Origin of the sequence: Vibrio sp. V38_P2S17PM301 (assembly GCF_009904845.1) — a bacterium.
In the GTDB taxonomy this organism is placed as follows: domain Bacteria; phylum Pseudomonadota; class Gammaproteobacteria; order Enterobacterales; family Vibrionaceae; genus Vibrio; species Vibrio proteolyticus.
Map to the genome: position 1 here is coordinate 1 of NZ_WXWO01000086.1, position 19421 is coordinate 19421.

Consider the following 19421-nt stretch of genomic DNA (forward strand, 5'->3'; position numbering starts at 1 on the left):
AAGTGTGAATATTATTGAAGCGGAATGCTGCGCAGATCATATTCATATGCTTTTAGAAATACCACCGAAGATGAGTGTTTCATCATTTATGGGGTATTTGAAAGGAAAAAGTAGCTTGATGCTCTATGAGCGATTTGGGGATTTGAAGTTCAAGTACAGGAATCGAGAATTTTGGTGTCGAGGGTATTATGTCGATACGGTAGGAAAAAACACCGGCAAGATACAAAGTTACATAAAGCACCAACTAGAACAGGATAAAATGGGAGAGCAATTGTCGATCCCGTATTCAGGTAGCCCGTTTACGGGCCGCAGGAAATAGTCATATGCAAATGTCAGATCACTACGCGCCTGCTAGGGCGCTGCCAGTAGGAGAGCCTTATAGGCGCATATGAAAAACCACCGGCTATGCCGGTGGATACTTTTTTTGATCAGAGCGATTCGATGTCTTGTGTGCGTGCCGTCACGGTTTTTTATCATCACCATCAGGATTTTTAGTTGTTGTTTTGTCAGGCGCCTTCTTATAATCGCGCCGTTCTAAAGAGAACCTACTGTGTATTTTACAGCATCTCGTTAGGCGAGGCTCCTGTTCAAACATAGGCCACTGATCCCACGACATCGAGAGATGCCCAGGATTAGGACAGTTATCATCGGCTTAAGGTGTTAACCCAAGTGGCTTTCACGTCAGTGAATACGTTGTACAGTGCTGAAGCTAAGACGTGGGGATTGTTCCTTCCTTCTTATACAGCTTTTATTTTCTCGACCTTCAACTGCTGTTTTCTTGCATCAAAGATCAATCAATTCAGGTCTGTCCTGAGTCACATGAGGTATGTGTGATGAATGTAATGAAAACTACTAACCCTGTTGTAGTAGCAGCTCAAATCAAGCAACTCACCGCTTTTTCTCACAAACTGGCGAATGCGCCAGACAGCGAAAAGTGGGTACAAAAACTGGTCAATTTGTCTGATCAGGAAGCCAAATATGTTCTGTGTCAGTTGTCACAAGCGCAATTGGTGACCATTTTCAGCCGTATCTCTCCGGAGCTGGCGGCGGACGTTGTGGCGTATATGCAAAAGCCTCAGCTGGAAGCCGTTCTGACTGCGTTACCGCAACGGACGGTGGAAAAACTGCTGCGGATTTTGCCGGCACACGAAAGAGAGGCGATCTTCGACTTCCTGGCCAATGAAGAAGCGTTGCAGTTGCAACGCAAGCTGAACTGGCCGGACGAATCGGTCGGCGCCCACATGCACTCAGATGTGCTGACCTTATCCGTGACCCAAAGTCTCAGCGAAGCGAAACAAGTACTCTATGAGGCCTGGGATACACCGCACCATCACCTCAATAATATGTATGTGGTGAACGAGTACGGTCAGCTTGTTGGTGAAATCAGCCTGAAAATGCTGCTGGTTGCGTCGGCAGATCAAACCCTGAGCGACATCATGCAGCCCAAAGGCGAGGTGCTGGATGTCTCTCTGGATCAGGAGCAGGCATCACGCCGCTTACTGGATCTGGATGTTACGGTGTTACCGGTCGAGCACAATGGTTTGCTGGTTGGTTTCTTCTTCCTGGATGACGCGGTTGATATCCTGGAAAAGGAAACCACAGAAGATGCGGCGATGCAGGGGGGCTCAATGCCGCTGGATGCCAGCTATCTGCAAACCTCTCCTTGGAACTTGTGGAAAAAACGCATTGGCTGGTTGTTGGCGCTGTTTCTGGCCGAAGCTTACACCGGTACGGTATTGAGAGCGTTTGAAGAGCAACTGGAAGCGGCCATCGCGCTGGCATTCTTTATTCCGTTGTTGATTGGGACCGGAGGCAACAGTGGCACACAGATCACCACCACTATTATCCGGGCAATGGCCGTGGGCGAAGTAAGTTTGAAAAACCTCGGTTCGGTGCTGAGCAAAGAGCTGACCACCGGGGTGATGATTGCGCTTGCCATGGCTGGCGCGGCTTGGGTGCGAGCCTGGAGTCTGGGGGTCGGTGTTGAGGTCGGGCTGGTGGTGACACTGACCATTCTGGCCATCGTACTGTGGAGCGCATTTGTATCGTCCATCATTCCGATGGTACTGCGCCGCTTAAGTATTGACCCGGCGGTGGTTTCTGCGCCCTTTATTGCCACGCTGGTCGATGGCACGGGCCTGGTGATTTACTTCGAAATCGCTAAGTTAATCTTGCCTGAACTGGCATAAAGACAAAGCCTCCGTAAGGAGGCTTTTTTATTTTCGGCGATGTCAGTTATTCTGCGATGCCACCTTGCGTCAGCTTGGCCGGGTCGAGCAGGCGTTCGAGTGTCGCCCGGTCGAGATCGGTTTGCTCTTCAGCAACGTCAATGATCGGCCGACCCTGCTTGTACGCCAGTTTGGCGATCTCAGCCGCTTTCAGATAACCAATCACCGGGTTCAGTGCGGTCACCAGAATGGGGTTGCGTGCCAGGGCGGTGTCCAGGTTGTCACGACGCACTGTAAAGGTGGCGATGGCTTTATCAGCCAGCGCAACAGCGCTGTTACTCAACAGCTCGATGCTTTCCAGCACGTTATGCGCGATCACAGGGAGCATGACATTGAGTTGGAAGTTACCGGCTTGCCCCGCGATGGTAATGGTGGTGTCGTTGCCGATCACTTGGGCTGCGGCCATGGCTGCGGCTTCTGGGATAACCGGGTTCACTTTGCCGGGCATGATGGAGGAACCTGGTTGCAGGCCTTGCAGCTCAATTTCACCCAGTCCGGCTAACGGGCCCGAATTCATCCAGCGCAGGTCGTTGGCGATTTTCATGATCGCGACAGCGGCGGTTTTTAACTGGCCGGATAATGCAACGATGGCATCCTGACTGCTGAGGTTAAAAAAGAAGTCGTCGCTGGCGGCAAAACGGACATGTGTGTCTTGGGTCAGATTATCGGCAAACGCGCGTGCAAAACGTGGATCCGCATTGATGCCGGTTCCAACGGCTGTTCCGCCCTGTGCCAGCTGTTTGACCGATGTCAGCGCACTTTCGATGGCGGATTTTGCGTGGCGGATTTGTTGTTGCCATCCGCCTAATTCTTGTTCGAAAGTGACTGGCATGGCGTCCATTAAGTGGGTGCGACCGGTTTTCACCACGTCCGCCAGTTCGGCTTTTTTCTTTTCCAGTACGTCAATAAGGTGTTCCAGTGCCGGAAGCAGCTGTTTTTCAGTCAGCAGTGCGCTGCTGACCTGAATAGCGGTCGGTATCACGTCGTTGCTGCTTTGGCCCATGTTAACGTGGTCATTGGGGCTGACATCACCGCCGAGCTGGGCACTGGCTAATGTGGCGATCACTTCATTGGCATTCATGTTCGAACTGGTGCCTGAGCCCGTCTGGAACACATCAATCGGAAAATGCTCGAGATGCCGGCCGTCAATGACCTGCTGAGCCGCGTCTGCGATCGCATTGGCGATGTCACCTTCGAGCAAACCGAGCTGCGCATTGGTCAGGGCTGCGGTTTGTTTGATTTGAGCCAGTGCCTGAATAAAAGCAACGGGCATGGTGTGGTGGCTGAATTGAAAATTGTCGACTGCGCGCTGGGTCTGAGCCTGGTAGAGAGCATCCTTTGGGACGTTCACATCGCCCATACTGTCTTTTTCAATCCGATATTGTTGAGTCATGGTGTATTCCTTTTCGGCTACAAAGGCGTATTCAAACGCTGTAATTCTTGTTTTAAGGATAGGAACTTTATGTCGCCATCGGAGATATGATCGTAAAAACGTTTCAGACACAGCAATGGCGTATGTACGGCATCCAGACAGATCTGGCGAAAGACGCGCGAGCGAGTCGTATCGTCAATACCGTCTAATAGATGAAAGTACACCTGACGCAGAAACAGCTCACACAACAGTGGATTCTGATGTTCCGCCCCGTATTCATAATAAGAAGTCAGTAAGAGCCCACAATGGACATAATTGCAGATAATATCAGGCTCGAAACCGCACGCGGTATAAGGATCCAGAAAACGATCCTGGGCTTGATAAAAGGCGCGATAGAGGGCTTGTTGTTGTTCCATAGGGCTCTCACTATTTTGTTAATGATAATTATTATCATTAAATGCGAGGTGAAGCAACCTTAACACACGCCCATTACTGCCAACCCCAGTGGTAACAATGATAATTTAAACTAACGATAGAACTTGCGAATGGATGAATCATATTTAATTTAGTATTCAGTCTGGTTGTTTGTTGTTTGCGAACACGATCTCTATTCTCAGCCATTATTGGCGCTGCTGCGCTTGATAGAGAGAGCGAATTAATGAACCTGACCCTGGACTATCTTTCACTCGCGATTTTGTTTGTTGTGCTGTTGATCTTTGTTTATGGCCTGATCGTGTTGCATGACATTCCTTATGAAATGGCGAAAAAACGCAATCATCCGCATCAGGAAGCGATTCACGTTGCAGGCTGGATCAGCCTGTTTTTTCTGCATGTGATTTGGCCGTTTCTGTGGATATGGGCCGTATTGTATGACCCGGACACTAAGCGCTGGCGTGGTATGCAGACGGAGGTGACTCAGGAGCAGTACGATCAACTGCTGGCGCGCATTGAACAGTTGGAACAACACAACGAGGTGAAGTGATGGAAACGTTGATTATTCTGAGTTACATCGCACTATGTGTGGTGGTGTTTAAAGTGTTCCGTGTGCCAAAAAACAAATGGACACTGACCACCGCCAGCGTGATTGGCATGTGTCTGGTCGGATGGATTTTTCTGTACATGGCGATGTATCAGCCCGTTTCGCGCATGGCCCGGGTGTACAGCGTGACCACACCAATCACGTCGCGAGTCGAAGGGTTGATCACCCAGGTCTACATCAAGGGAAACGTAGCGCTGAAAGCCGGTGACCCTCTGTATCAAATTGATCCGGCGCCATTTCAAGATAAGGTTGAGCGAATCGAGAGCGATATCCAGCGCACCGATGCGGCCATTGCGTTTTATCAGTCAGAGCTGGATCGCTACAAAAACCTGGGCCGAAAAGGCTTCTCGTCACAGGAGAGTATTGACACGGTTGAATCCAACTTGTTGGCTCAACAGGCGCAAAAGTCGCAATATCAGGCACAATTGTCGTTGGCAAAATTCAACCTGGATGCAACGACAGTGCGTGCACCAACGGATGGGTACGTCAGCCAGATGGCGTTGCGCCCGGGAATGAAGAGTCGAATGGTGCCGTTTCAGGGCAATATGACGTTTGTTCATCAAGAAGACAAACAGATATTTGCGGCTTTTAAGCAGTCACCGGCGCGCTACATCAAAGTGGGGTATCCGGCGGAAGTGACGTTCAACACCATTCCTGGCCATGCGTACAAAGCGCATGTTGTGCAAGTGAACGACATCATGGCACAGGGATCATTCCAACCCTCAGGTAAGTTGCAATATCCGGAACACATCCCGGCGAATGGACGTTTACTGGTCAAGGTGGAACTCGACGAGCCGGCGTTATTGCTGGGCATGCCTGTGCCTGCCGGAGCTGACGCCCACGTTGCTGTGTATTCACCAAAGTGGGAGATGTTCAGCATCGTACGCAAAGTGATACTACGAATGCAAAGTTGGCAGAATTGGGTATTTGAAGGTTAAATCCTCACTCAGCGAGAATGAGTAAAAGGGCGGGTTCAGTGGCAAGGAAATTGTGCACTGAATCCGCTTTTTTGTGCCTGCTTTTTTTAGGCGGAGGGCGAAAAAGATAGTATCCTCTGCTGTGCAACAACAGGCTTATTAGGTCTCACTCATCGGTTTCACGGAGGAAGCATGAGTCACAACCACTGGGAGCAGTTTTCCCGGAACTTTGAAGCAAAAAATAACTACGTAGTGGGCGAAGACAATGTCCGCAGGATCAAGCAGCGTTTATCTGCGATTACCTCGGTTGGAAAACTGTTGGAACTGGGTTGTGGCAACGGTACTTACACGGAGTGTTTTGTCGAGCAGGCCACGTCAGTGACCGCAACGGATTGGTCGGATGCCATGTTGGCGGTGACTGCGCAGCGCTTTGAGAATGAACCTAAGGTCCACGTCGAAAAAGCCAACTGTTTTTTCCTGCCTTACAAAGATGACACCTTCGATACCGTATTTATGGCCAATCTGCTGCATGTGATTCCCAATCAGGAGCGGGCGCTGATGGAAGTCCGTCGCGTGCTGAAACCGGCTGGTCGCTTGTACATTCTCAGCTATACGCAACATGAAATGAGCCTCTGGGAGCGTTGCAAACTGCGTTTTCGTTATACGCTTGCTTATCGAACTAAGCCCCGTCATGCGATTGTTCTTACCCCCTCTCTGACAGAATCGTTTTGCCGCGCAGCCGGTTTTAATGAGGTTCAATGCCAGATGTTAGGCAGCAAGGTGAAAGCGGTATTTGCTCAGGTAGTGACAACATAATCATTTAATAATCAATAAGATGAATTGACTTTTTCGCAAAGGCGAGCACAATGTGAACCGTTTTTTAAACCACGAAATGCTGACAAGAGGACACCCAATGGATCGTAATCTCATCCGGCAACTGCAAAGCCAGAGTTCCTGGCGATTGTTTTTTCTCGCGCTGGTGACTCTGGGGATCTACACCGCGTACTATGCGAAGAGTCAAAGCGAGAAAATTAACGCCCTGCCACACGGTATGACGCCGATTAATCAAGGTTTCATGGAGACGGTATTCGGTCTGGCCTGCATCGGTATGATGACGCGGGTACTGTCGATACTGCTCTACGACAATCTGATGTTGTCTCTTGTCGACAACCTGATTGGGTTGTCAGTATCGATTATGCTGCTGATTTGGGGCTTTAAGGCGCGTAACCGGGTGAACGCGGCGCTTGGGTTTGAGCCGGGTTCAGCACGGGCTTTCAGTGCGTTGTTTACGGTGTTGTTTACGCCCTTGTATTTCAACTATAAGGTGAACTGCCTGTGTGAAGAGCTGGACTCTGATGAGCAGAGCACGCAGACGCAGCTTGATGCCTAATAAAAAAGCGACGCGGATGCGTCGCTTTTTGTTGAACCCAGGTCAGCGATTATTGGTCGTTTAAGCGTGGCTCGACCAGATTAAAGCGATTTGGGATCTGATTATCGAGGACAGACATGAAGCGGTTAAGCAGTTGTTTGTCACCACTGAGCGTAATTTTGCCACTCTTGACGGCCTGTTCGGGGGTGACTTTGCCTCCCAGCACGCTAAACAGTGTCAGGTTATCCGAGCTGATTGTGCCGCTGCTGTCTTTTGGTTGGTAGTCTTTCGACGCGTTCATCACACCATTTTCGATTTCCACCCCATAGTTTTCACCGTTGAGTTTGAAATCAAACGCGATACGGCCTGCCTGAAGCGATTTTTCCGGCACAATGCGTGTTGCGAAGACCTGCATCATCAAATCCGATGGGATCGCTTTGATCACGTCCGGACCGGCGGTGTTGATTGGCTGTGGCAGCATTTGTTTATTGCGCAGCTCCTGGGCTGCGGTAAGGTACCAGTTACGCACCAGAGACGTTTCTTCCTGATACCCGAGTTGCTCAAAGGCATCCGCCATCAGATAGTTAGCATCGGTGTTGTCTTTGGTGTAAGCGACAATATTGTCCAGTAACTGAACCGTGAAGGCGTAGTCGCCTTTTTGGTATGAGTCGAGCGCTTTTTCGATCACCTTGCCCTCACCGCCGAATGCAGCAACGTAACGCTGTCCGGTTTCGGCGTCGGTATGGCGTGCCAGCTGCACAGGGTTGCCGTCGTACCAGCCGAGGTTATTGACATAAGTGGCGATCACGTTGTTTTCGAAATTGCCGTAGTAATCGCGGTTGTACCACTGTTTCATGATCGGATCGGCGATCTCAATGTGTTTGGCGATATCGCGCGGGCGATAACCATGGTTGGCCAGACGGGTGGTTTGATCATTGATGGCCTTGTAGAGATCACGCTGCCCTTTCATGTAGCTGACGACATCCTGATTACCCCAGGTAGGCCACGTGTGTGGTCCGAACAACACCTGAGCGTGGTCCTGCCAGTCGATGATCGCCTGGTTAATGTAGCTGGCCCATTTGCCAGCATCCCGCGTTTTAGCGCCACGTAGCGTGTAGATGTTGTGTTGCAACTGGTTGACATCTTCTGCCATAGAGATAGCCCCCCAAGCCGGGATTTCAAACACCATTTCAGCGGGTGCTTCGGAGTCCGGCGCCAAATGGAACTCAAACTTCAGGCCATCAATGGTGACTTCCTGCTTATTGTGTGTGATTTCATGTACAGCGGTAGGCAGCCCGTTGTCGCCATTTGGCACCAGCGGCCCCAGTGCTGCGGTTGTGATGCCTTTATCGTTTTTCGGTAAGACGGCGCCGTATTGGTAAATTGAGCGACGGCTCATGATGTTCCCAAATAAGACGTTTTCACTGACCGCTTCTTTCACAAACCCTTGCGGTACGTAAATCGGAATACGCCCGGATTGGAAGTCTTGTTCGGTGGCGAGACCGGTTTGGATCACCCCTTCAATACCACCAAAATGATCGGTGTGCGAGTGGGAGAGAATGATCGCTTTGAGCGGACGGTTACCGCGATGTTTGGCATACAGCTCGTAAGCCATTTTCATCGTTTTTGGCGAGAATTCGACGTCATAGAGAATGATGCCGTTCGGGGTTTCAATAATGGTCAAGTTGGCCAGATCATTGCCGCGCACCTGATAAATTTTATCGGGCAAAACTTCATATAAGCCGCCGCGGTTGACTAACTGAGAATGGCGCCACAAGCTAGGGTTGACGGTCGCCGGAGCGGGTTTTCCCTGCACAAACTGCATGGCCGGAATATCGGCAACACCTTCAATCAGGCCGCCATTGGGCAACGGTGCAATGAAGCCACGGTCGGCTTGTTGAAACGCTTTTGTGTCGGTGAAATCGAGCTGCTGATAAACCTCGTCATTGGCCTTGGTGGTGAAGTCAGTGGCGTCTTTGGTTTGGGAAGTAAACTGGTAGCTGCTCAGCGGTGCAGCGTAAAGTGACGGCGAAATCAATAGCGCCAACGGCACAAGTGCCAGACGTTTGGTTGCAATGAAGCTCACGGGCATTACCTCTCTAACTGAGTAAGAGTGGCAGACAGCTCTGCCACGGACTAAGTTAGAGTAAGTGGCGCTAACTGATTGATCGATAGAGCAACCGTAAAAAGTGGATTAAATATAATTCATCTTTTATTTGGCATTTGATTTATTTTTATTGAACTTAATTTGGCAGTCAGCGTGGATGGATGCAGCCGAGAGCCAATATCAGTGAAACTGGGTAAAACAGACATTCTGGTCGGGTTATTGCTTCCGACACCCATGTTCGTGTTGGGGCATGGGTATCTGCAATCGGAGAGAATAGGGTGGCGTATTTGTTCACGCAGCGCGGACACACACATACCGGGTTCGGATCATCGAATGGTAAGAACCGTTATCGGCCGTGCTGCCAGATGAACAAGTACGCCAGAAAAGAACTAGGCGGTCAGGGTAAACAGTTGGAGACCGAGAATACCGCTAATTCCCATCACCACAATCAACGACGCTTTGAACACGGCCTTGGACCAGAATTCGTAGTTATCATAGTTGACTGGGCGGAAAGTCACGCGTAGCCAGTAAAGACAGACCAGCGCGGCCACGGCAAGAAATTCATATTCCGCCTGACCAAACAGAAACAGGGCCATCGCGACGACGCTAAACGCAACCACGTAGGCTTTCATGTGTTTCTGAGCTTTCATGATACCGGATTTGACCGGCAGTACCGGAATACCGGCTTCACGGTAGTCCTGGATCCTGAACATCGCAATCGCGTACGAGTGTGGCATTTGCCACAAACAGAACAAAGTGAACAACAGGATTGCTTCAATACCGATGTAGTTAGTGACCGCCAGATAGCCCACCAAAGGCGGAACCGCGCCGGAAATACTGCCAACCGCTGTACCGTATACTGAGGTGCGTTTGTACCACATGGTGTAAAAGAAAACGTAAAACACGTAGCCCAGCAGGACCACCACTGTCGACAGTGGGTTGACCTTAAGGTACAGCGTTGCGGTACCGGCCAGCAACAGTACCAGAGCGTACACAAATGCAGCATCGATACTGATTTTACCCTGCACCATTTCGCGGTTGCGGGTACGCGCCATTTTGAAATCAATGTCGCGGTCAAAAATATTGTTGACCACACAGCCGGAGGCTATCACCAGTGCAACCCCAACCATGGTCACTGCAAGCAGTGACCCGGTTGCTGGCTCTGATTTGGCTGCGAGGAAGAACCCCGCAGCCACAGAGATCAGGTTGCCGAAAATGATGCCTGGCTTGGTCAGTGAGACATAGCTTTTCAGCATATCAGACCTACAGCATCATATTTTCGTGCAGGTTCCACATGATCCATAGGGAACCTGCAATCAGGATCAGTACCACAATGGCACTGAACACCAGTGACACCATGTTCCATTGGCCTGCTTCGGTTTTTACTTCCATGTGCAGGAAGTAAGCGAAGTGAACCACGATCTGCACGATGGCACAGCCAAACAGCAATGCGTAGGTGGTCGCTTCCGGCAGAGTTTGCGTCCAGGCAAAGTAAAACGGGATCACGGTCAGGATCAGTGAAAAGATAAAACCTTTCACGTAATCGCGTGCACCGGTGTCTGCGTGTTGATTGCTCATTACATCACTCCTACCAGGTAAACAATGGTGAATACACAGATCCAGACGATGTCCAGGAAGTGCCAGAACAGGCTCAGACACTGGAATCGGGTTTCCATCATCTCATTCAGGCCTTTGGTGCTCAGCTGGTGGTAACACACCGCCAGCCAGATCAGACCAAACGACACGTGCAGACCGTGTGTACCGACCAGCGTGAAGAACGCAGACAAGAATGCACTGTTTTGCGGGCCAAAGCCTTCTTCAATCAGGTGATGGAACTCGTAAATCTCCATACCGATAAAGCCCAGGCCGAACAGGAAGGTCACGGCCAGCCACAGTTTCATCGATGAGAGATCTTTGCGTTTCATCGCAATCATCCCGAAACCGAATGTGATACTGCTCAGCAGCAGTAGCATGGTTTCGACGAATACGAATGGCAGTTCAAAGATCTCTTTACCGTCCGGGCCATTGGCGGTTGCGCCAGCCAGTACCGCATATGTTGCAAACAGGGTTGCAAACAAAATGCAGTCGCTCATCAGGTAAATCCAAAAACCAAACAGCTTGTTACCACCGGTATCATGGTGGTGATCATGAGCGTGAGTATTAGCGTGCATAGGTCACCTCCATATCGTCTTCGTCACCGTCAGTCTGAGGCGTTGCCTTACCAGCTTCAGCCAGTTTCGCGCGGCGCTGCGCTTCGACTTCTTTGATTTCTTCAACGGTAACGTAGTAATCCACGTCTTCGTTGTAACTGTGACGGATACAAGCGACGACGATGCCGACAAAGCTCGCGGCAGCCAGCCACCAGATGTACCAGATCATTGCGAAACCAAAGATCATGGCCCAAGCGGACACATACATACCCGTTGGCGTGTTCTTTGGCATGTGAATAGGCTCGTATTCGACTTCTTGCTCAGGTTTGAATTCACCACGCTGTTTCTGGTACCAGAATGCGTCGACTTCATCGCCTTTTGGCAGGTGAGCGAAGTTGTAGAACGGCGGCGGTGAGGACGTTGCCCATTCCAGAGTACGTGCATCCCACGGGTCACCCGTCAGATCCAGGTTCTGGTTGCGGTCACGAATACTGACGTAGATTTGCACGAACTGGCACAGTACGCCAAGTGCAATAACCGCTGTACCGGCAGCTGCAATCGCCAGCAGCGGGAAGAACTCAGGGTTCAGATCCTGGCTGATACGGCGAGTCATACCCATAAAGCCCAGCGCGTAGAGCGGCAGGAAGGCCATACAGAAACCGATGATCCAGCAGTAGAACGCACGTTTGCCCCAAGATTCGTTCATCATGAAGCCTGTTGCTTTCGGGAACCAATAAGTCAGTGCCGCGAAACAGCCAAATACCACACCACCAATGATTACGTTGTGGAAGTGAGCGATCAGGAAGACCGAGTTATGCAGAACGAAGTCGGCACCTGGTACCGCCATCAGTACGCCAGTCATACCCCCGATCGAGAAAGTGATCAGGAAGCCGACGGTCCACAGCATAGGAGTGGTGAACGTGATGCGGCCTTTGTACATGGTAAACAACCAGTTGAATATCTTAACCCCTGTCGGGATTGAGATAATCATGGTGGCGATACCAAAGAAGGCATTCACGTTTGCGCCGGAGCCCATGGTGAAGAAGTGATGCAGCCATACAATGAAGGCCAGCACCGTAATCACGATGGTCGCCCACACCAGCGAGGTATAACCGAACAGCTTCTTACGCGCAAAAGTCGCGGTGACTTCGGAGAACACACCAAACACCGGCAGCACCAATATGTACACTTCCGGGTGACCCCACGCCCAAATCAGGTTGACATACATCATCATGTTGCCCCCCATGTCATTGGTGAAGAAGTGCATGCCCAGATAGCGATCCAAAGTCAGTAGCGCAATGGTTACGGTCAGAATTGGGAACGAGATGATGATCAGTATGTTGGCGCACAGGGAAGCCCAGGTGAACACCGGCATTTTCATCAGCGGCATAGACGGGGTACGCATACGCAATATAGTGACAAAGAAGTTCACACCCGTCAGCGTCGTGCCCACACCGGATATTTGCAATGCCCAGATCCAATAGTCGACCCCGACCCCGGGGCTGGCGTCAATACCAGACAAAGGAGGGTAGGCCAGCCAACCAGTACGACCAAATTCGCCAACACCCAGTGACAGGTTTGTCAGAATCACACCAACCACAAACAGCCAGAAGCTCAGGTTATTCAGGTAAGGGAATGCCACATCACGCGCACCGATCTGCAGAGGGATCACGATGTTCATCAAACCGATAACCAGAGGCATCGCGACGAAGAAAATCATGATCACACCGTGGGCGGTGAAGATCTGGTCATAGTGGTGCTGAGGCAGGTAACCTGCTTCACCTGCTGATGAGAGCAGTTGCTGGCTTCGCATCATCACCGCATCGGCAAAGCCGCGCAGCAACATGATCATTGCGACTGCAATGTACATGAAACCAAGTTTTTTGTGGTCTACCGAGGTAAACCATTCATTCCAAAGGTATGCCCATTTGCCCGCTTTGGTAACGGCCGCAAGAACAGCAACGCCGACGATCGCGATAACGGCCAGCGTTATCATGATAATCGGCTCATGATATGGAATGGAATCGAGAGTTAATCTTCCAAACATAGGGTTATCCTTCATCTTCGACCAGACAAGCTTTGTCAAAGCTGGCGTTCATTGAACCCGGGTATTGGGTTACGACGTTGGTGAACAGCTCAGGCACTACTTTCGAGTAGTAAGTCACTGGCTCATCAATCGATGGTTTTGCCAGGGCTTTATAAGCGCTCAGATCGGCCAGGGTATCTGGGCTGGACTGAACTTTTTCTACCCATTTATCGAAGCTGGCGCGGTCTGCGGTCGCAGTCGCGGTGAACTTCATGTGCGAGAATCCTTCGCCGCTGTAGCTGGCTGCAATACCCTTGAAGTCACCTTCGTGGTTAGCAATCAGATGCAGGCGGGTCACCATGCCTGGCATGGCGTAGATCTGGCTGCCCAGACGCGGGATAAAGAACGAGTTCATGATGTTGTCAGAAGTGAGCTTGAACTCGACAGGTACATCTTTCGGGAACACTACATGGTTTAGAGTGGCGATGTGTTGTTCTGGGTAGATGAACAGCCATTTCCAGTCCATGGAGACCACTTCAATCGTCATTGGCTCAACATCGCTGGCCAAAGGTTTTGAAGGTTCCAATTCATGCGTTGAGTGCCAGGTGATAGTACCGAGGATCGCGATGATGATGATAGGAATCGTCCATACCACCAGCTCGATCTTGGTCGAGTGAGACCACTCCGGAGCATACTCTTCGTCAGTATTCGACGCGCGGTATTTGAAAGAAAAGTAGATGGTCATCAGGATGACGGGGATCACCACAATGAGCATCAACACCAGTGAGGTGATGATCAGTTCTTTCTCTTGTACACCAATAGCGCCTTTCGGATTTAGCAAAGCAGAATCGCATCCGGAGAGCAGGAGAATGGCAAAAGCCAACCCAGCCCTAGACAAGATGCTTTTGTATCTTGAGGCTTCCATTAACTAACTTTCTCAATGTTTATCCGGCGGACAGGGCGGGCCTGAGTCACCGGGTTTAGTCGTTTGAATGTATTATGTTGAGCAATAGCAACGAAGCACTTCAAAGTGCGCTATCCGTAAGAGAATGGCGGTCGTTAATAACCCTGCTTCTTATATGGATTAAATGTTACACTTTGAAATACAATGTTACATCCGGCGCATTATGAGGATTTACAAGGGGAAGCTCATTAGACGAATATGAAAACTTACCTTTCATATTTGGTGTGTTCTAGGCGCGTGGTTTTATAAATGATAAGGATTTTCACTTACGGTTATTGTTATATAACCTTATGATTTTATTTGCTTAGTATGCTGTTCGGTTACTGGGTGCGATAGTCGGTTATTCCGTACGGTGCTGCTGATAAGTTGCCCGTTATTGTTGTGCAAATTTGTGATCTTAGTCCCTTATTATGAAATTGGTAAAATCACGTGTTTTGGCGAAAGCATTCGGTGCTTTTATACAAGGCTTGTTTGAGCCATTGATGGCCGGAATCGTTCTGTTGACTTTGGTGCCAGGTGATATAAATCGGCACTTTTTGCGTCTCAAACGGGACGGGAAGAATTTGCAACTGAGGAAACTGAGCAATGTGCCAGCGCGTGCTGACACACAACCAGTCGGTTTGTGCCGTCATCATCAGCGCGTTGGCGCTGGAGCTGGTGATATAGGCGACCTGGCGCTCCGGCTGTTTTTCCCGGGTCAGGGAATCGAGCGCGTAGAGGTTGTCACGTTGGGTTTTCCACAAGAGGTGCTTTTCTGCGTAAAACTGCTCATGGCTAAGGCGGTCTTGAATGCGCGGATGCTGCCGACTGGCAGCAACAGCCAGATCGATGTGAAACAGCAGTTGATTATGATAGCCGTGATCTTCAAAAGGTATGGTCGCCAGGATCAGATCCACTTTGCGTTTGCGCAGTTCTTCTTGGCGATCCTGCTCATTAAGCCGTTCAACGTCGGCGTGAATCGTGATGTTAGGCGCATGCAGAGACTGGTACACTGACAACGCTGGCAGAACCATCACGTCAATGTCCTGATGGCTGGAAATGCGGAATGTCCGTTCGCTGGTTAATGGATCGAACAAGGTGCGCGAGCTGCCACCATTGAGTAAAACGCTGAGCGGAGCTTCGATTTCGGCGTGCAGTTCAATGGCAAAGTTGGTCGGGGTAATACCACGTCCCTGGCGGATGAACAGGGGATCCTGATACAGTTCACGTAGACGATTCAGTGCATGACTGACCGCAGGCGGAGTGACGCCTGTGAGCTCAGCGGCTTCGTTGACGCTGCGAGTTTTCATCACCGCATCGAAAGTTTTGAATAAGTTCAGATCCATTATGGGTTTCCATCAGGCCATCCTTAGCCTGAGATTAGACATAAACCGTATGATTTACAATATGTTATGTCGTTGCATATTGGCGCTGAAGGTGTGCCAGCACGTCATTCAGCGAATCATTAATCTGGTGGCCGAAGGCTCGCACTTCCGCACATGGCTGAACCAAGTCGGGGATCTGAAAGGTGGTCATATTGGCCGCAACTGCCGAGCGCACGCCATTATTTGAATCTTCAAAGGCCAGGCACGCTTGCGGCTGAACGCCAAGACGGCCAGCAGCCAACAGATAAATTTCAGGATCCGGCTTACCGCGCTGCACCTCACATCCGGTTGTGAGATTATCGAAATAGTGATCCAATCCGGCCAGTTTGAGTTTTATCTGAGCGATCTCTTTTTGCGTCGAGGTTGCCACGGCGGTCGGAATACCTTGCGCTTTCAACCAGGTGAGTAACTCTACCACACCATCTTTGACCGGGATCGCCTGATGTTTGACCACCGCATCGTAACGCTTGCGCCATTCTGCGTGTAGCGTTGGGTAGTCCAGATCCGGGCCGTATCCCTGACGAATGGTTTCTTCAATCCCGGCCGCGTTACGACCGATGATACCCAGATAAATGTCTTTCAGAAACGGAACACTCAGTGCCTCACAGGCTTCCTGGAAAATACGCATACACACTCGCTCTGTGTCGAGTAGCAGTCCGTCCATGTCAAAAATTGCAGCTTGGAAGTTCATAGAATACAGCTTTTGGTTGAGGGAATCAGGTGATGCATTGTGACACAAGTCTCGTCGATAGTCCCTTTTCCTGTTGATCAATTCGTCAATCCATATATGGGATAAATCAATAATGAACAGTGTATTTTAAAGGGAAATGAAAAACGCACTTTTGGTGTCAATTATCTGAGACTGCACCGACAATTGCTCATTTTTATCAATGCTTACAGAAATTTAGCAGTTAAAGTGCTGGCGATAAACTATCATGTGTACTGTATATTCCGTATCACAACTGGATGCGGATATCTCCTTAATTAATGCTGATAAGGATTAAACAATGAAAAAGAGCCCTTGGCTGATTGCCGGCGCATTGATGCTGTCTGGATGTTCTACGATGAGTTCTGCTGATTACACCAAACCGTCTGCTGAAATGTTTCCGCAAATCGACGGTATGACTCGCCACGTTTTCTATCTTGATCCAGCGAACAACGAGCAGGATAAGCGCGTTGAAATCGTTGCTGGTAAAGAGATGATGCTAGACTGTAACCGCGTGTCACTTGGCGGTCAGATTGTTGAGCATGATTTGAAAGGTTGGGGTTACAACTACTTCCAGGTTGAAGGTTACACGGGTCAGGGGGCTTCCACACTGATGGCGTGTCCACCGGATCAGGAAAAAACCAAAGCGTTTGTGAAGATGTACAACAAAGATCTTTACCGCTATAACAGCAAACTGCCAGTGGTGGTGTACGCACCAGCAGAGCTGGATGTGAGCATCCGTATCTGGGCTCCAGAATCGTAATATTTTCCGGAGCTATTGGGCTCATACAGGAAAATTAACTCGGGCAGGGTTGTCGAGCAAAACTCGAAGCTTTTGCAGACCCTGCTCGAATTTTTTCTCCGTCGCAATGGTGGTCAGTGCCAGACGTACGTACTGGCTGTCATGTTGGTCTGCGGTAAAGTAGCCGCCGCTGCTGATCAAAATTCCCTGTTTTTTTGCTTCGATTACCAACTTATCCTGTTGCCAGCCGTCAGGTAATGGCAGCCATATGTGGTAGCCCGTCCCTTGAGTGTCCGTGCCCAGAATTTGCTTTGCTAACGTTTGCCTTTGCACCGCGAGTGCCTTTTGTTTCTCGGCCATAGCAAACGCCTCTCCAGATTGAATTAAGTCGCTGGCAACGACGTAATTCAGTGGTGATGCCATCCAGATAGTGGCTCGGATGTGTGTGCTCAGCGTGTCGATATAATGATCCGGTACCTTGAGAAAACCGCAGCGCATGGCCGGACTGATGGCTTTTGACAGACTGGTGATGTGAAAGCTCTGCTGAGGAATCCAGTTACTGATGGCGGAAATAGGTTCAGGGTTGAGGAAGCCGTATATGTCATCTTCAACCAACCAGGCTGAGGAAGCTTGCACCACCTTGGCAATCGCCTCACGTCGGTGGATGGGCATGGTGATGCCCGTCGGGTTGTGGTGTGAAGGAACCACAACAACCAGTTTGGGCTGGTGTTCGGCAAGAATGTGCGACAGGCTGTCCGCACGCATACCGTCTGCGTCCATTTCGACCGCAACGATTCGCCGTCCGAACAGGCTGGCAATGGCCAGAATCCCCGGATAGGTCAGTGCTTCCACCGCAATGGTGTCACCTGGCTGGGTAAGTGTCTCGACGATAAGAGATAGAGCGTGTTGGGCCCCGTTGGTCAGCAGGATGTTGTCCTGATTGGCGTGATCCAGACCATACGCCTGGGCCCACTTTGCGCCATTTTGCCGATGTGCCTGATGGCCGGATTGTTCACTGTAACCGAGTAAAGAAACATCCCAGCGAGCTTGGGAATAGGCTTGTTGCAGTGCTGTTGCGTTGTGCACCAGGCACGGCTGTAAAATTGAGAAGTTAAATTCGTCGCTTTTCTCCTCAGCGCGAATCACCGATGCCAGATGCGAACCGCCGCAGACAAACGTTCCCCGCCCAACAAATGACTCTACTTTATTCATGTCTGTCAGCAGATTATAAGCTTTTGCTACCGTCGCTGGGGTTGTGGCTAATTCGATAGCCATTTCCCGGTGGGTGGGCAGTTTAGTGCCCGCCGGATAGCGACCTTCTATAATCCGGGTGGTGATGGTATCGGCAATCTGACGGAACTTGGCTTCGCTCATACGGTTCTGGTTGACTTAATGACTTAGTGTAATGAATTAAAATTGATTAATTGACATATGTCAATGTCGGTGCTTAGATATTCAGCACAATCAAAATGGATAACGGCTAATCAGCGGGAGAAATGAGAGATGGAAACAAGTAAAGTCGCGTTTATTGGGCTGGGTGTCATGGGCTACCCAATGGCAGGTCATTTACAGCAAGCGGGTTACCAAACGTCGGTTTATAACCGTACGTCAGCGAAGGCGCAGCAATGGGCCGGGCAGTATGGTGGCCAGGCATTCGACACCCCGAAAGCCGCCGCTCACCACTGCGATGTGGTGTTTGTGTGTGTGGGCAACGACGACGATGTACGCAGTGTCATCTACGGCGAGGAAGGGGTGTTAGCTGGCCTCAAATCAGGTGCCGTACTGGTTGATCACACGACAACGTCTGCAGAACTGGCCCTAGAACTGGCCCAAGCGTGCCATCAACAAGGGAATCAGTTTGTGGATGCCCCGGTGTCGGGTGGTCAGGCCGGGGCAGAGAACGGCGTGCTGACCGTGATGTGCGGTGGTCAGCCTGATGCGTTCCAACAGGCTCGTCCGATCATGGATGCGTATGCCAAACAAGTCGCTCTGATGGGGGAGAACGGTCAGGGTCAGCGTTGTAAGATGGTCAACCAGATTTGTATTGGCGGTATTTTGCAGGGGCTCAGTGAAGCTTTACTTTTGGCTCAGAAAGCCAATCTGGATATTGAACAGGTCGTTGACGTGCTCAAGCACGGTGCGGCGGGTTCATGGCAGATGGAAAATCGCGCTGTCACAATGGCACAGGACAAATTCGATTTTGGTTTTGCCATCGACTGGATGCGCAAAGATCTCGGTTTTTGCCTCAAAGAAGCACAGCGTTACGGATTAGAGTTACCGCTGACACGTAAGGTGGATGAGCAATACGCCGATTTACAACAAGACGGACTCGGCCGGATGGACACGTCGGTGCTGTTTAAAGCCGTGGCTAAACAGAACTCATAATTATAAGGGCCTCCATTCGGAGGCCCTTGTGGGATCTGACCGGGTCGCGCGA

General features: G+C 50.4%; 19 protein-coding genes and 1 riboswitch. Of the genes, 8 read left to right on the top strand and 11 right to left on the bottom strand.

Annotated elements, in window-relative coordinates:
* Window positions 1-319, top strand: a 319-nt coding sequence (gene tnpA, locus CAG64_RS18230) for an IS200/IS605 family transposase (RefSeq protein WP_161489347.1), incomplete at its 5' end; no start/stop codon positions are given.
* 240 nt (window positions 320-559) lie between these two features.
* A riboswitch (M-box (ykoK) riboswitch) is annotated at window positions 560-729 on the top strand.
* 104 nt (window positions 730-833) lie between these two features.
* Window positions 834-2189, top strand: a complete 1356-nt coding sequence (mgtE, locus tag CAG64_RS18235) for a magnesium transporter (protein WP_021706444.1) — start codon at window positions 834-836, stop codon at window positions 2187-2189.
* Window positions 2190-2235: 46 nt separating this feature from the next.
* Here the strand turns inward: mgtE and CAG64_RS18240 are convergent, their stop codons facing one another.
* Entirely contained in the window at window positions 2236-3621 is a 1386-nt protein-coding gene (locus tag CAG64_RS18240) for a class II fumarate hydratase (RefSeq protein ID WP_161447878.1), read from the bottom strand.
* 17 nt (window positions 3622-3638) lie between these two features.
* A complete protein-coding gene (locus CAG64_RS18245) occupies window positions 3639-4016 on the bottom strand; it encodes a hypothetical protein (RefSeq protein WP_161454777.1) in 378 nt (125 codons plus the stop codon).
* Window positions 4017-4258: 242 nt separating this feature from the next.
* On the opposite strand from CAG64_RS18245, the gene CAG64_RS18250 reads away from it, so the two are divergent.
* The 4 genes from CAG64_RS18250 to CAG64_RS18265 all read left to right on the top strand — a co-directional run bounded on the left by CAG64_RS18250 (window position 4259) and on the right by CAG64_RS18265 (window position 6946).
* Window positions 4259-4582, top strand: a complete 324-nt coding sequence (locus CAG64_RS18250; RefSeq protein ID WP_021706441.1) for a DUF3302 domain-containing protein — start codon at window positions 4259-4261, stop codon at window positions 4580-4582.
* Entirely contained in the window at window positions 4582-5577 is a 996-nt protein-coding gene (locus tag CAG64_RS18255) for an HlyD family secretion protein (RefSeq protein WP_161457350.1), read from the top strand. Before CAG64_RS18250 ends, CAG64_RS18255 begins: the two co-directional genes overlap by 1 nt.
* A 171-nt stretch (window positions 5578-5748) precedes the next feature.
* Window positions 5749-6372 (top strand): class I SAM-dependent methyltransferase, encoded by a 624-nt coding sequence (locus CAG64_RS18260; RefSeq protein WP_161457351.1) that lies wholly within the window; start codon window positions 5749-5751, stop codon window positions 6370-6372.
* Between the two features lie 97 nt (window positions 6373-6469).
* Window positions 6470-6946 carry a DUF4234 domain-containing protein gene (locus CAG64_RS18265; protein ID WP_161451538.1) on the top strand — a complete coding sequence of 159 codons (477 nt, stop codon included), beginning with the start codon at window positions 6470-6472 and terminating at the stop codon, window positions 6944-6946.
* Window positions 6947-6995: 49 nt separating this feature from the next.
* Here the strand turns inward: CAG64_RS18265 and CAG64_RS18270 are convergent, their stop codons facing one another.
* From CAG64_RS18270 to CAG64_RS18305, 8 genes are all read right to left on the bottom strand, one after another.
* Complete coding sequence (locus tag CAG64_RS18270; RefSeq protein WP_337247462.1) at window positions 6996-9011, bottom strand: alkyl/aryl-sulfatase; 2016 nt, start codon at window positions 9009-9011, stop codon at window positions 6996-6998.
* Window positions 9012-9421: 410 nt separating this feature from the next.
* Window positions 9422-10288: a heme o synthase gene (cyoE, locus tag CAG64_RS18275; RefSeq protein ID WP_021706436.1), complete on the bottom strand. Its 867-nt coding sequence runs from the start codon at window positions 10286-10288 to the stop codon at window positions 9422-9424.
* 7 nt (window positions 10289-10295) lie between these two features.
* Entirely contained in the window at window positions 10296-10610 is a 315-nt protein-coding gene (cyoD, locus tag CAG64_RS18280; protein WP_021706435.1) for a cytochrome o ubiquinol oxidase subunit IV, read from the bottom strand.
* Complete coding sequence (cyoC, locus tag CAG64_RS18285; RefSeq protein ID WP_161451541.1) at window positions 10610-11203, bottom strand: cytochrome o ubiquinol oxidase subunit III; 594 nt, start codon at window positions 11201-11203, stop codon at window positions 10610-10612. Before cyoC ends, cyoD begins: the two co-directional genes overlap by 1 nt.
* Window positions 11193-13229, bottom strand: coding sequence for a cytochrome o ubiquinol oxidase subunit I (gene cyoB / locus CAG64_RS18290; RefSeq protein WP_021706433.1), 2037 nt, complete (start codon window positions 13227-13229; stop codon window positions 11193-11195). Before cyoB ends, cyoC begins: the two co-directional genes overlap by 11 nt.
* A gap of 4 nt (window positions 13230-13233) precedes the next feature.
* Window positions 13234-14133: a ubiquinol oxidase subunit II gene (gene cyoA / locus CAG64_RS18295; RefSeq protein ID WP_161451544.1), complete on the bottom strand. Its 900-nt coding sequence runs from the start codon at window positions 14131-14133 to the stop codon at window positions 13234-13236.
* A gap of 464 nt (window positions 14134-14597) precedes the next feature.
* Window positions 14598-15497 carry a LysR family transcriptional regulator gene (locus CAG64_RS18300; protein WP_161457353.1) on the bottom strand — a complete coding sequence of 300 codons (900 nt, stop codon included), beginning with the start codon at window positions 15495-15497 and terminating at the stop codon, window positions 14598-14600.
* 64 nt (window positions 15498-15561) lie between these two features.
* On the bottom strand, window positions 15562-16227 hold the full coding sequence (locus CAG64_RS18305) for an HAD family hydrolase (RefSeq protein WP_021706430.1): 666 nt from the start codon (window positions 16225-16227) through the stop codon (window positions 15562-15564).
* Between the two features lie 316 nt (window positions 16228-16543).
* Between CAG64_RS18305 and CAG64_RS18310 the strand changes: the two genes are divergently transcribed.
* Complete coding sequence (locus CAG64_RS18310) at window positions 16544-17005, top strand: ecotin family protein (protein WP_021706429.1); 462 nt, start codon at window positions 16544-16546, stop codon at window positions 17003-17005.
* Between the two features lie 21 nt (window positions 17006-17026).
* Here the strand turns inward: CAG64_RS18310 and CAG64_RS18315 are convergent, their stop codons facing one another.
* Window positions 17027-18358, bottom strand: coding sequence for an aminotransferase-like domain-containing protein (locus tag CAG64_RS18315; protein WP_161457354.1), 1332 nt, complete (start codon window positions 18356-18358; stop codon window positions 17027-17029).
* 129 nt (window positions 18359-18487) lie between these two features.
* Here CAG64_RS18315 and CAG64_RS18320 point away from each other — a divergent pair, with 129 nt between their 5' ends.
* Window positions 18488-19369, top strand: coding sequence for an NAD(P)-dependent oxidoreductase (locus CAG64_RS18320; RefSeq protein ID WP_021706427.1), 882 nt, complete (start codon window positions 18488-18490; stop codon window positions 19367-19369).
* Window positions 19370-19421: the final 52 nt, after the last annotated feature.

Coding starts and splice junctions, on each gene's coding strand:
- mgtE (WP_021706444.1), top strand. CDS start 834: ATGAATGTAATGAAAACTACTAACCCTGTTGTAGTAGCAGCTCAAATC.
- CAG64_RS18240 (WP_161447878.1), bottom strand. CDS start 3,621: ATGACTCAACAATATCGGATTGAAAAAGACAGTATGGGCGATGTGAAC.
- CAG64_RS18245 (WP_161454777.1), bottom strand. CDS start 4,016: ATGGAACAACAACAAGCCCTCTATCGCGCCTTTTATCAAGCCCAGGAT.
- CAG64_RS18250 (WP_021706441.1), top strand. CDS start 4,259: ATGAACCTGACCCTGGACTATCTTTCACTCGCGATTTTGTTTGTTGTG.
- CAG64_RS18255 (WP_161457350.1), top strand. CDS start 4,582: ATGGAAACGTTGATTATTCTGAGTTACATCGCACTATGTGTGGTGGTG.
- CAG64_RS18260 (WP_161457351.1), top strand. CDS start 5,749: ATGAGTCACAACCACTGGGAGCAGTTTTCCCGGAACTTTGAAGCAAAA.
- CAG64_RS18265 (WP_161451538.1), top strand. CDS start 6,470: ATGGATCGTAATCTCATCCGGCAACTGCAAAGCCAGAGTTCCTGGCGA.
- cyoE (WP_021706436.1), bottom strand. CDS start 10,288: ATGCTGAAAAGCTATGTCTCACTGACCAAGCCAGGCATCATTTTCGGC.
- cyoD (WP_021706435.1), bottom strand. CDS start 10,610: ATGAGCAATCAACACGCAGACACCGGTGCACGCGATTACGTGAAAGGT.
- cyoC (WP_161451541.1), bottom strand. CDS start 11,203: ATGCACGCTAATACTCACGCTCATGATCACCACCATGATACCGGTGGT.
- cyoB (WP_021706433.1), bottom strand. CDS start 13,229: ATGTTTGGAAGATTAACTCTCGATTCCATTCCATATCATGAGCCGATT.
- cyoA (WP_161451544.1), bottom strand. CDS start 14,133: ATGGAAGCCTCAAGATACAAAAGCATCTTGTCTAGGGCTGGGTTGGCT.
- CAG64_RS18300 (WP_161457353.1), bottom strand. CDS start 15,497: ATGGATCTGAACTTATTCAAAACTTTCGATGCGGTGATGAAAACTCGC.
- CAG64_RS18305 (WP_021706430.1), bottom strand. CDS start 16,227: ATGAACTTCCAAGCTGCAATTTTTGACATGGACGGACTGCTACTCGAC.
- CAG64_RS18310 (WP_021706429.1), top strand. CDS start 16,544: ATGAAAAAGAGCCCTTGGCTGATTGCCGGCGCATTGATGCTGTCTGGA.
- CAG64_RS18315 (WP_161457354.1), bottom strand. CDS start 18,358: ATGAGCGAAGCCAAGTTCCGTCAGATTGCCGATACCATCACCACCCGG.
- CAG64_RS18320 (WP_021706427.1), top strand. CDS start 18,488: ATGGAAACAAGTAAAGTCGCGTTTATTGGGCTGGGTGTCATGGGCTAC.